The organism is Streptomyces sp. NRRL S-495 (assembly GCF_000966955.1).
GTDB classification, from domain to species: Bacteria; Actinomycetota; Actinomycetes; order Streptomycetales; family Streptomycetaceae; genus Kitasatospora; species Kitasatospora purpeofusca.
In genome coordinates, this window is the sequence record NZ_JZWY01000160.1 from 1 (window position 1) to 12229 (window position 12229).

10 protein-coding genes and 2 pseudogenes are annotated in these 12229 nt (G+C 70.7%); 9 read left to right on the forward strand and 3 right to left on the reverse strand.

Features of this window, described 5'->3' with window-relative positions; translation table 11 throughout:
• From VR45_RS10670 to VR45_RS10690, 5 genes are all read left to right on the forward strand, one after another.
• A partial coding sequence (locus VR45_RS10670; protein ID WP_045939458.1) for a hexose kinase occupies positions 1 to 820 on the forward strand: 820 nt, incomplete at its 5' end.
• A 144-nt stretch (positions 821 to 964) separates the two neighbouring features.
• Positions 965 to 1912 (forward strand): sugar isomerase, encoded by a 948-nt coding sequence (locus VR45_RS10675; protein WP_045939459.1) that lies wholly within the window; start codon positions 965 to 967, stop codon positions 1910 to 1912.
• 104 nt (positions 1913 to 2016) lie between these two features.
• Positions 2017 to 2853, forward strand: a complete 837-nt coding sequence (locus VR45_RS10680) for a class II fructose-bisphosphate aldolase (RefSeq protein WP_045939460.1) — start codon at positions 2017 to 2019, stop codon at positions 2851 to 2853.
• Between the two features lie 173 nt (positions 2854 to 3026).
• Positions 3027 to 4271, forward strand: a complete 1245-nt coding sequence (locus VR45_RS10685) for a polysaccharide lyase (RefSeq protein WP_045939461.1) — start codon at positions 3027 to 3029, stop codon at positions 4269 to 4271.
• A gap of 161 nt (positions 4272 to 4432) precedes the next feature.
• Entirely contained in the window at positions 4433 to 5449 is a 1017-nt protein-coding gene (locus VR45_RS10690; protein ID WP_052708990.1) for an SDR family NAD(P)-dependent oxidoreductase, read from the forward strand.
• 183 nt (positions 5450 to 5632) lie between these two features.
• On the opposite strand, the gene VR45_RS10695 is transcribed toward VR45_RS10690, so the two are convergent.
• Complete coding sequence (locus VR45_RS10695) at positions 5633 to 6169, reverse strand: HAD domain-containing protein (RefSeq protein WP_045939463.1); 537 nt, start codon at positions 6167 to 6169, stop codon at positions 5633 to 5635.
• Between the two features lie 182 nt (positions 6170 to 6351).
• On the opposite strand from VR45_RS10695, the gene VR45_RS50530 reads away from it, so the two are divergent.
• The 4 genes and pseudogenes from VR45_RS50530 (at position 6352) to VR45_RS43895 (ending at position 9860) form a co-directional block, all read left to right on the forward strand.
• Complete coding sequence (locus VR45_RS50530; protein WP_353612677.1) at positions 6352 to 6609, forward strand: hypothetical protein; 258 nt, start codon at positions 6352 to 6354, stop codon at positions 6607 to 6609.
• Between the two features lie 120 nt (positions 6610 to 6729).
• Entirely contained in the window at positions 6730 to 7005 is a 276-nt protein-coding gene (locus VR45_RS46825; protein ID WP_159394171.1) for a hypothetical protein, read from the forward strand.
• Between the two features lie 1299 nt (positions 7006 to 8304).
• A complete protein-coding gene (locus tag VR45_RS10700; RefSeq protein ID WP_045939464.1) occupies positions 8305 to 8598 on the forward strand; it encodes a hypothetical protein in 294 nt (97 codons plus the stop codon).
• Between the two features lie 260 nt (positions 8599 to 8858).
• A pseudogene (locus VR45_RS43895) lies at positions 8859 to 9860 on the forward strand (IS5 family transposase).
• 185 nt (positions 9861 to 10045) lie between these two features.
• Here the strand turns inward: VR45_RS43895 and VR45_RS42185 are convergent.
• Both VR45_RS42185 and VR45_RS10725 read right to left on the reverse strand, forming a co-directional pair.
• Positions 10046 to 11176: pseudogene (locus VR45_RS42185) on the reverse strand (IS701 family transposase).
• 499 nt (positions 11177 to 11675) lie between these two features.
• A partial coding sequence (locus VR45_RS10725) for a TetR family transcriptional regulator (RefSeq protein WP_045939467.1) occupies positions 11676 to 12229 on the reverse strand: 554 nt, incomplete at its 5' end.

Here is a 12229-nt window from a genome sequence, read left to right on the forward strand (position 1 = left end):
GGGCATCAACGTCGCCCGCGTGCTCGGTGGCCTCGGGCACGACCCGGTGGCCACCGGCCTGGTGGGCGGGGCCACCGGCCGCCGGATCCTCGACGGACTGCGGACCGCCCGGATCCGGAGCGAGTTCGTCGAGGTGACCGGCGAATCACGCCGGACCCTGGCCGTCGTCTCGCGCGACGACGGCGATGCCACCGTGTTCAACGGGCGCGGGCCGTCGGTGACCGCGGCCGAGTGGCAGCTCTTCCACCGGCGCTACGCCGCCCTGGCCGCCGGGGCACGCGTGGTGGTCCTCAGCGGCAGTACCCCGCCCGGCCTCCCGGTGGACGCCTACGCGCAGCTCGTCCGCACGGCGGCGGCGGCCGGTGCGCTCACGGTGCTCGACACCAGCGGCCCGGACCTCCTCCGGGCCCTCGATGCCCGGCCCGACGTGGTCAAACCCAACGCCGAGGAGATCGCCGCGGCGACCGGGCAGGCGGACCCGGCCCGCGCGGCCGCGGCGCTGCGGTCCCTGGGCGCCCGCACGGTCGTCGCCTCCGCCGGCGCCGACGGCCTGCACGCCGTCACCCCGGAGGGCACTTGGCGGGCGGTGCCCCCCGAACGTCTCGCCGGCAATCCCACGGGCGCCGGCGACGCCTGCGTGGCCGCGATCGCCGCCGGGCTGAACGCGGGCTCGGCCTGGCCGGACATCCTCCGCACGGCGGTGGCCCTGTCGGCCGCCGCCGTCCCCTGCCCGGTCGCCGGCGAGGTCGACACCGCCGTCTTCCGGCGGCTGCTCCCCCGGGTCGTCGTCGAGGCGGTACCGCCGGCCCCGGTGCGATGACTCCTCGCGTCGTTTGCGCGAAACTGATTGATAGATGCGCTTTCCGAGCAACTATTGACATCAAGAGTGCTCATGAAACAGCATTCTGAGCAACGGGGCATCCCAGCCGACCCCTTCCATCCCCTCCGACCGCAAGGAACCCGCGTGACCACCTTCGAAACCTCCCGCACCTCGGCCGAGATCGCCTCGCAGCCCGAGACCTGGACCCACGCAGCCCGCTCCGCCGGCTCGCACACCGACGCGCTGCCGCGCCGCGGTGAGCGGGTCGCCGTGGTCGGCTGCGGCACCTCCTGGTTCATGGCCCACGCCTACGCGCAACTGCGCGAGAGCGGCGGCCACGGCGAGACCGACGCCTTCGCCGCCTCCGAGTTCCCCCTCGGCCGCGGCTACGACCGCGTCGTGGCCATCACCCGCTCCGGCACCACCACCGAGGTCGTCGACCTGCTGGCGAAGATCAAGGGCAGCGTCGCGACCACCGCCCTCACCGCCGACCCGGCGACCCCCGTGATGACGACCGCCGACCAGGCGGTCGTGCTCGACTTCGCCGACGAGGAATCGGTCGTCCAGACCCGGTTCGCCACCACCGCACTCGTCCTGCTGCGCGCACACCTGGAGGCCGAGGGTGCCCTGCCCGCCGGGGTGCGCCCGGTCGCCGAGGCCGTCCAGGACGCCCGGCTGGCCCTCGACACCCCCCTGGGTCCCGACCTGAGCGGCGCCGACCAGTTCACCTTCCTCGGCACGGGATGGACCTACGGCCTCGCCCTCGAGGCCGGCCTGAAGATGCGCGAGGCCGCCGGCGCCTGGACCGAGGCCTACCCCGCCATGGAGTACCGCCACGGCCCCATCAGCATCACCGGCCCCGGCCGGGTCGCCTGGCTGTTCGGTCCCGCTCCGCAGGGCCTCGCCGAGGACGTCGCCCGGGTCGGCGGACTCTTCCGGCACGCCTCGGGGGGCGGGTCCGGGTCCCTCGACCCGCTCGCCGACCTGATCCTCGTCCAGCGGCTGGCCGTGCTCCTCGCCGAGGCCCGCGGCTACGACCCCGACCGCCCCCGCAACCTGACCCGCTCCGTGATCCTCGGCCCCGCCACCTGACAGCCCAACCCCTTCCGGTCCGCCCGGTCCGCCCGGCCGCGGCGGCGTCCCCGGGCTCCCTGCCCCGCGCACCACGCACACCGCCACCTTTGTGGAGAACCCTCATGCCCCTGACCCCCACCGGCGACATCGTCGGCCCTGCCCACACCGGCGCCCACGGCGTCGGGGCGTTCAACGTCGTGCAGATCGAGCACGCCGAGGCCATCGTGACCGGGGCTGAACGGGCCGGCCGGCCCGTCGTCCTCCAGATCAGCGAGAACACCGTCCGCTACCACGGTGCGCTCGCCCCGATCGCCCTCGCCTCCCTCGCGCTCGCCCGGACGGCCTCGGTGCCGGTGGCCCTCCACCTCGACCACGCGGAGTCCCCCGAACTCGTCCACGAAGCCGTCGACCTGGGCTTCACCTCCGTCATGTTCGACGCGTCCAGGCTCGACTACGAGGCCAATGTGTCCGCCACCCGGCAGATCGCCGAGCACTGCCACCGGGCCGGCGTCTGGGTCGAGGCCGAACTCGGCGAGATCGGCGGCAAGGACGGCGCCCACGCCCCGGGCGTCCGCACCGACCCCGACGAAGCGCGCGCGTTCGCCGCGGCCACCGCCGTCGACGCCCTGGCCGTCGCCGTCGGAAGCTCCCACGCGATGCTCACCCGGGACGCCGCCCTGGACCTCGACCTGATAGCCCGTCTGCGCGCCGAGCTCGACGTGCCGCTCGTTCTGCACGGTTCCTCGGGCGTCGGCGACGCCGACCTCGCCAAGGCCGTCGCCGCCGGCATGACGAAGATCAACATCTCCACCCACCTCAACAGGCTCTTCACCCGCACCGTGTGCGACCGCCTGCGGGCGGCACCCGACACCGCCGACCCGCGCACCTACCTCGGTCCGGCCCGGGACACGGTGGCAACCGAGGTGACCCGCCTGCTGGGCATCCTCACCAGCCGCTGACGGGGAGGACGCCGGCACCTGATCACGGTTGGGCAACGTCGCGGGCCGAGCGGACGGTCGGTCACTCCTTCCGGGCAAGCGGTCCGCACCCGAGCTGCACGGAGCGGACCGCGCACGACGAACCGTCCGACCAGCCGGTGCCGCAGAACGGCCGGCCGTCCCCGAGGAACCGCATGCCGCCGCTCCGCTCCCGTCCGACCACAACCGCTACCGGCACCGGCACCGGCACCGGCACCACTATCGCCATCGCGCGCCGGACCGCCGGTGCCGTCTCGGTCGCCCTTCTCACGGTCGGCGCGGCCGTCACCCCCGCCGCCGCGACGGACTCCAGGTCCTACGACTTCGAGTCCCTCGGGGCCCAGGACTGGCCGTTCAGGGCCATCAACGGCTTCGGTGCCGTGAACACCGCTCCCGCCCCGCCGGGCGGGACGGGAACCGCCGCGAGGTTCAACGTGCCGGCCGACGGGACCTCGTTCCGCGCCGAACTCGCCCTCAAGGGCCTGAGCGCCGAGAGCCACCGCTTCTCCTTCGCCAACTACCTCCCGAAGGACTGGAAGCAGGTCGACGACGACACGATCGTCGCCCAGTGGTTCAGCACCCAGCCCGACAACGAGGGGGTCAAGCCGGTCCTGGCGCTCTCGGTGAACGGCGGCGACTGGCGGCTCAAGGTCCACTGGCTCAAGAACCTCGCCACTTTCGAGGAGTTCGAGGCCCTGATCCCGCTCGGCCCGGCGCAGTTCGGGCGATGGAACCGTTGGACCTTCGACATCACCTGGTCCACCCCGTCCGCACCGGGATCGATCACCGTCGCCCGGGACGGCGTCCAGGTCGGCTCCCACCGCGGCGACAACAACTACCACCGCGGTGAGCCACCGCACTTCAGGACCGGGATCTACCGCCCCGCCTGGCGCCCGGAGAAGAAGGCGGCCCCGACCGGCGGGCCCGATGTGGTGCTGTACGTCGACGACATCGCCATCACTTCGGGCCCGGCGGGAGCGGCGACCCCGGCTCCCCCGGCTTCCCCGGCTTCCCCGGCCGCTGATGCGACTACTTCCAGGCCGACCGCGACAACCGGGCCGACTCGGGGCCCGAGCCCAGCCGCTTCCACACCTCCCGCTTCCAGGTCCACGGTCCCCACGCCGGCGTCGACGTCCGCCACGCCCACGGTCTCCGTACCCGCCCCGCCCACGACCGTCGCCCCCTCGCCCTCCGCACCTGCGACAGCACCGCAGGCCACGCCGGCCCTCGCCATCGGCCAACCTGTTTCGACCTCCACGACGGAGCTGTCCACCACCGGTACCGGGGCAGGCGTCGCGGTCGCCTTCACCGGAGGGACCGTCGCCGTCGTCGTCGGCACCTTCCTGATCCGCCGCCGCAAGCCGGGCGCGCACCGGCGCGGTTCCACTCCGCAGGACTGAGACGCCGACAGCGGTCGGCTGCCGGCTGCCGGCTGTCAGCGAGGACAGCGACCTGTCGGTGGGATGTGGGTGGCCCCCGGGACCGTAGGCACTGGGCGTGAGCGGCCGTGAACGCGCGGCCCCGACCGCCACCAGACCACTCCGAGCTCCGGGAGCCCGCCATGCCCTCCGTACCCCAGACCCCACCGTGGGACGTCCACCGGCTGCCCCGCGCCGAGGGGAAGAGGTTCCTGGTCACCGGCGGCAACGCGGGCATCGGGTACTTCGTCGCCGAGCAGCTCGCCGGCACCGGGGCCACGGTCGTCCTCGGCAGCCGCGACCCGGCGAAGGCCGAAGCCGCGATCGCTTCCATCGCCTCGCGCGTCCCCGGCGCCGAGCTGCGGCACCTGCCCCTGGACCTGGCCGATCCGACCTCGCTCCGGGCATCCGTGGACGCGCTCGGGCCGGACCGCCTCGACGCGGTCGTCCACAACGCCGGGGTGGCGCTCGACCGTCCACCGCGCCGCGCAACCGCGGCCGGCCAGGAGCTGATGTTCGCGACCAACCACCTGGGGCACTTCGCGCTGACCCACCACCTGGCTCCCCTGCTCGCGGCGACCCCGGGGAGCCGGATCGTCACCACCGGCAGCTTCGCCGCCAAGTCCGAACGCCTGGACCTCGACGATCTCCAGAGCACGCACGACTACCGGCCCAAGCGCGCCTACGCCCGCTCCAAGCTGGCCCAAATGCTCTTCGCCCTCGAACTCGACCGCCGCCTGCGCGCCGCCGGCAGCACGACACTGAGCGTGCTCGTCCATCCCGGCGGCGCGCTCGACTCCCTCACCCCTTCGCGCCCGCCGCTCCACGCCCGGACCGCCCGCGAGCGGCTGGGCCACCTGCCGCTCGGCCTCGTCGTCCAGGGCAAGGACGCCGGCGCATGGCCCGCGGTCCGGGCCGTACTCGACCCGAGCGTCCACGGCGGCCAGATGCTCAGCCCCCGGGTGTTCGGGCTACGCGGTTCACCCAGGACCGACCCCCTGTGGAACCACCTCACCGACACGACCGTCGCGGCACGCCTCTGGGCGGCCAGCCGCGACCTGACCGGCAACGACCCGACATTCACCGCTCCGGCAAGGCCCGTCGGTACCGAAGGCCCCGCGGCCGCCGGAGCTGGCGAAACGGACGCCTCGACCGGATGAGATCGGGTGCGAGCCTTGCTCGTTGCGTCCCGCTCGGACGCGGGCGGCCCGCAGCGCCGCCCACGCCGAAAGCCAAGCCGCCCTCGCCTGCCCCGGAGGTCGGGGTCCCGACCCGCGCCAGTGCCAGTGCCAGAAAGAGCCGGCCACTCCGCCGCCCGACCGTCCCTGGTGACCTCCTCACGGTCACCGGCCCGGAACCCGGGTCTGCTCGCGGAACCAGGCCTCGAGAGCCACGTAGTCACCGTCCGTCAGACCGATCCGGGGATCGACGCGATGAAGCAGGGCGGGCCCCGGATGGTGGGCGGCGACCCAGACCCGATCGGTGTCGGTGACCTCGTCGTCGACCCAGGCGAACGACCGCCCCGCGGCCCAGTCGACAAGGGCGCGGGTCTTCCAGTGCAGCCCGTCCCGCTCGTCCTGCTCCTCGGTGTCGGACGGCTCCGGCCAGCGGACCACCGCGAGCCGGGGAAGGCCGATGCGGGGCGCGATGCACTCGTTCGCATCGGCCATCCATGTCGTCGCCCACACAATTTCGCACGGCAGCGCCGACAGGCGGGGCCCGTGCGCGGGATCGATCCTGCTCAGGAGCGGATTCGCGTCATCACCGGGCGAGTGAGACCCCGTCGCGAAGCTCGGATACCGTTCGGGCGCCGCGCCGAACGGAATGAGAGGTCCGTCGACGTCGAGAAACAGCAGCGGACGCTGCGCGGAGCCGGTCACGGAAGCACGATAGCGACCGCCGGCAGCGGCACCCACCCGCGGCACTCGCCAGGATCCGCCACACCCTCCGTCGCCATCGGCCGACCTAACACTGCAACCGCATTTGGGGGATCTGGCCTCGGCGTTTGTAGTGGGATCGGCGGGCTCTGGCCTGGCTGCGGAGCCGAGGACCCGCCGACACCATCCTCGACGGCGAACTCCTGGTCTTCGACCACCCACCCGGCGACCCACAGGCCGGCCGCCTCGCCTTCGACCAGCTCCAGCACCGCGCCCGCCTCACTGCCACCCGCGCCGCGAACGCGGCCCGCCGCCACCCCGCTCACGTCGTCGTCTTCGACCTGCTGCGCCTGGACGGTGTCGACTGCACCCGGCTGCCGTATGCGCGCAGACGAGCCACGCTGGAGGCGCTGTTCGAGCGGCCCGGGCTCGGCGCGCCATAGGCGCTGTGCCCCGTTTGGAGGTGCTGATCTGGTCGTCAGCTATCAGCCGTGGAACCCTGAGTATCGGATGCGCTCGATTGAGAGCATCCGGATCGATATCTACTAGGAGAGGATTTCAAGATGGCCACACAGGAACCCATCCAGCTCGAAGGAAAGGAACTTGAACAGTTACGTGCGTTGATGCGGGAGGTGGATGCCAATCTGCGGCAGATTCACGAGCTTACCGTGGGACATGTCCGCGGCGAGAAGAGCAAGTTCCGCCCTAGGAATGCAAGGTTCCATTTCGACAATACGAAAGTCGTCTTCATTGATGATGCAGGATGTGGAGTCTACGAAGATCCGCCCGGGATCTGTCGGACCTGCAAACTAGAAGACCTCACCATCGACGACGAGTAGCGCCCTTTACCTTTGCGAGCTCAGCTGAGATGCCGCCTTCGCCGCACAGAGGCGGTCTTCGGCCCGGAAGGCCGTGATCAGCGTTGGCGCCATTTGATGCCATCATCGGCAGCGGCAAGGCCGTAATATCGGCAGACGATAGTGGCATCGTTGCAGCCGTGCAGCAGGTGGCAATGAGCGGTAGATCCGCAACGTTTTATGTTTCCCGTGCACAAGCTGCCATAATCAGAGAGTGGTACTGGACCCCCAGGCGAATCAGAGAGAGGGGGTTGGAGCCCGTGTCGCCCGAAGAGAAGGATCGGATTCATTCCGAATTGGGGGTTCAGGAAACTGGGACACTCTACTCAAACAGGATTCAGTGCACATGTGGATCCACGTACGGCGCATTTGAGTTCGCACAACAGGGAATTCGCGAACATGGAAAGGGGGCACTGGCGGAGGTTTTGGCGCTGGAAAGTGCTTCTGTAATTCGCGTCAACCCAGTGCAAGTCGCCGTTTGTCCAGGATGTAATCGAGAGATTACGCCCCTAGCCTCCTGGACCGGCTGGCGCGTCAGCCATGAATATGAGATGGTGCCCGGCTATGGATGCTGCAGGCCAGCTACCCTTGAAGCTTGAAGTTCGTTGACCTACCCCGGTCGCACCTCAAGACGTAAGGAAGAATGGCGGCAGGCCGCCGGGAAATGGTGGGTTGAGAATGGCCTGGCCGTCGGCCACCGTTGATTCTTCAGTTGTGTCGACAAGCGAAGATCAGCCGATGACCGTGAGCCCCGGCGTAGACCCTGCTTGGTGGCAGTCGGTGTTCGAGGATCCGATGGCCGAGGTGGCGGGCACTTCCTCCCCGCCCGGGGATGTCCGGTGGCACTGTCCGAGCGATCTGAAAAAGGTGGCGTTCGCCGGAGTACGGACCGTGTGCGGGGCCTCTGGCGGTCGACCGGCGTTCGGTAAGTGCGGTGCAGTGCAGGGAGCAGCCGGAGCGCAATCGGGGCGGAGTCGCAGTGGGCGATGTTCGAGGTGAAGCCCGGTGGCTCCGGGTGGCACCGCTCCTGACTGGGCGGCGGATCCGTCGATGTCCTTCGGCCCGCACCGGCCTGCTGGCTGGGTGTCCGGCGCGGCTCGTACGAGCCCGGGTCACTACTCGGGCCTCGGGCAATGACGCCAAGGCGAGAGGCGCACACGAACCGTCCTTTGCTCGCAGGGTCACGCGGCTGACCCACCATCGGCCGAATCGGGCGTGGTGGTCGTCCAGCGTGGTGGACTCGATGCACGATCCCTATCGAACAGAGGAGTTGGGGAAGCCATGACCAACCTTGCAACGAAGCAGCGGATGCTGGCCCCGAGCGACCAGGAGCGGATGCAGCGGCTCTCCGAGGAGATCCGCGGGCGTCTGCACGAGATGGCCCTGATCATGGGCCGGACGCTGGAGATGGACTTCGACGGCGGGACGACCCTGAAGTTCGCCCCCACCAGGTCGACCAGGAACGCTGCGGCCACCGACATCGAGATCGTCTGTTCGCCCGACGGGTGCGGATGCTGGGTCGTGTTCGACGACGGGACGGGATTGTGCGAGATGCCCTGCGGCTCGGCTGGGTGACCAGCCGCCTCGGCTGGCTCGGGCTCCGAGCGGCGCGCCGGGGCTCGGGCGTGCGGAGCCGCCAAGCAACCTGGCTCCGTCGCTTCGGTCCGGCGGCTCCGCACCCGCCTCTGGACCTTCGTCGACTGCGACCGCGTTAGCGCGCCGCGCCGGGCCGGGGCTCACGCGTGAGAAAGAGCACCATTAGGCCACGTATCGAGTTGTGATCAATCCGAGGAAGTTTTCCCCGCGGCGGCGCTGAGTCCGATAAGCCTTCCTGCATGACGCGTGCGCAACTGTCAGATGCCGAGTGGGAGTTCATAGGGCCGTATCTGCCGATCGGCAGATACGGCCCGTACCCGGAGCGGCTGCGTCAGCCGTTCGAAGGCGTGATCTGGCGGTTCAGTACAGGCGGACAGTGGCGGGAGATGCCAGGGCAGTTCGGTGCGTGGCCCACGGTCCACAACCGCTTCCGCCAGTGGCGGGACGCCGGTGTGTTCGAGGCGCTTCTGGAGGGCGTGCTCGCGGAGGCCGCCAAGCGGGTTGAGGTGGACCTGTCGCTGGTCGGCGTCGATTCCACCACCGTCCGCGCCCACCAGGACGCCGCCGGAATGCACCTGGGCAAGGACGTCCTCGCGGCCCTGGAGAAGGCCACGGCCGAAGAGGAGAGGACCCGGCAAAAGGGGGCGGACCGCCCGGACAAGACAGACAGCACGACGGAGTCGACCCGGTCCGGGAGGAGCGACGACGAGTCCGGCGGCGTCACCGGATCCGCCTGAAGGAGGCGCTGCTGGGACGTTCCAGGGGCGGGCAGACCACCAAGATCCACCTGGCCGGAGACCGCAAGGGCCGACCGCTGGCCTTCCTCCTGACCGCAGGGCAGGCCTCCGACAGTCCCCGGTTCGTCGCCGCTCGGGAAGGTCCGGGTCCGCGGGCCGGTCGGCCGCCCGCGGACCCGACCCGGGGCCGGCGCCGGCGACAGGGCCCACTCGTCCCGCGGCAACCGCGCCCATCTGCGTGCGCGCGGTATCAAAGCCGTCATCCCGGAGAAGCGGGACCAAGCCGCCCGCCGCAAGCGCAGAGGCAGCAGGGGCGGGCGGCCCGTGGGGCACGACGCCGGTCTCTACAAGGAGCGGAACACCGTCGAACGCCTGATCAACAGGCTCAAGACGTGGCGCGGCATCGCCACGAGGCACGACAAGACCCCCGCGAGCTACCTCGCCGGCCTGCATCTCCGCGGCTCGATGATCTGGCTCAAGGACCTCGCCCGAGCCACCGATTGATCAGAACTGAATACGCGACCTGGACGGCAACCGCATCTGGGGGGTCTGGCCTCGGCGTTTGTAGTGGGATCGGCGGGCGCGGGCCTGGCTGCGTCGTCGGAAGCGTGACCAGTGCAGATGGTGCTCGTTGGTCCGGTGCCGGGGCCTGACGAGGTGGCCCATGAGCCGGCGGATCTCCGGGACGCTCAGGGGTATGAGCTCGTGATCGTCGTCGGTGTCGCCCCTTTTGCGGCCTCGTGGGCGCGAAGGGCGGCGCGAAGGGCGGTCAGGTAGGCGAGCGCGGCCATGGCCAGGGTGATGTGTCGGTACCAGGCGCGGTAGAGGCGGACCTGGTAGTGGTCCAGGCCGCACTCCGTCTTCGCCGCCTGGAACGACTCCTCGATCGCCCACCGCGCGGCGGCCACCTGGACCAGGTCCTTCAGTCGGGTGCCGACGGGGCCGTAGCAGACGTAGTGGGCGATTCTGCTCGGGTCGCTGACGGAGCGGCGTGCGAGGACCCAGTGTCCGAAGCCGTTCTCCCACACGGGCCGGATCGCGATCCGGGCCCAGTCGTAGATCCGCTCGCCGTGGGAGCCCTGGCCCCGGAGATGCGCTTCCAGGCCTGTCGCGGCAGTGTCGCGATCAGCTCGTCCACCCGGACCTCGGCCCAGCCCGCGGTGATCACGGTGTCGTTGACCTTGGTGGCGAGCACGTGGGCGATGCGGCGTTCCTCCAGCCAGGACCTGAGGTGCTTGACCTGGCCGTACGCCTCGTCCGCGGTCACCCAGGCGAACGGGACGCGGGCGTCGATCGCGCGCTGCAGCATCCATTTGAAGTGCTCGTTCTTCGTCGCGAACGGCACCTCGTCCCCGATGCCGGCGGCTCGGCAGCGTTCCCGGTCATCGGTCCAGGACACGGGCAGATAGAGCTCGCGGTCGATCAACGCGTGCCCCTTGGAGGAGGCGTAGGCCAGGAACGTGCCGATCTGGCAGTTCTCAGTGCGGCCGGCGGTACCTCTTGTATTGGCGCTGGACACCGGCCGACCGGGTGCCCTTCTTGAGGAAGCCGGTGTCGTCGCCGATCAGGATCCCGTCCCTGGCACCGATGGTCTCCACCACGAAATCGCGCACGTCGTCGCGGACCGCGTCCTCATCCCAGTCGGAAAGGTTCAGCAGGCGCTGGACCCCGTCCGGACGGAGCTGCCCGACCTGCTCGGCCAGCGTCCAGCCGTTCTTCCGCTCCAACGGAGCCAGCAGCCCCGCCAGGTAGTCCAGCGCCCGATAACGGGGCTCCGACCTGCCAAAGCGATGCGCGATGCGGGCATGGAACCCCGCTATCCCCTCGAACCACGACTCGACCTGCTCAACCGTCAGCTCATCAGCAAACAGACGCAACAACGAGCCCAACACCACATCGGTCACGCAGATGCGGTTGCAGTACTAACCGGGCCGAACACCGACGGCGGCCGTTCGCCCGTCAAGCGGCCAGGCCGAGGCCGAGGGTGACGGCAACGGGGGCGAGGTAGAACCACGAGACCCGTCAGCAGGCCGACCGCACCGGATGTGACAGCACCGCCGGAATTCCTTCACCGGGCCCGCGGCTGCACGTCGGCCCGCCGATCCGCGGGGGATCCGACACCCCGGGCCGCCCGGCCACCGGTGCGCTGTCGTCACGGTGACCGGGCTCTGACCGCGGTGGGCGGGTCCGGACGGCGAAGAGGGGGGATGTCCGCCGGCCGGACCTCGCTCTCGCCCACCGCACCCTCTTCTCACCCCGATCCGCCACCGCAAACCACCCCGGACGGTGTCAGTCGCCGCCCGGCGCGGACTCGCGGGGTCAGCGGCCCTTCGGGGTGGCCGAGTGCCCACCGGCGCCCGCGGTGTTCCACGCGGCCTCGATCATCCGGAAGATCTCCTCGAGTGCCGCGTCCGGGTCGGCCGCCTCCCGGGCCAGCGTGAAGGCGTCGATCGCGAATCGTGCGATCGTCCGGCACGCCGTGGTGCTGCGCCGTGGCCCGGCTTCCGCGATGACACCGACTGCGGTGACGTCGTCCGCCGTGACCGCGACGTCCGCGGCGATGGCCGTCGCCAAGGATTCGGCGTGGCGCAGCCTCATCGTCGCCTCGTACTGCCGCAGGGCGGGCGAGGTGTCGATCAGGTGCCAGAGCGGAGAGGCGCCGTCGGCGGTGCAGTGCTGCACCAGGGCCCGGATCTCGCGGTGCAGCGCGGGGACGAGCGTCTCGTGCGGGGCCCGGTCGGTGACGGCGTGGACGAGGCGCTGCTCGAAGTCCTGGTCCTGTTCGAAGACCAGGGCCTCCTTCGAGGCGAAGTGGGCGAAGACGGTGGTGACGGCGACGTCGGCCTCGGCGGCCACGTCGCGGATCCCCACGG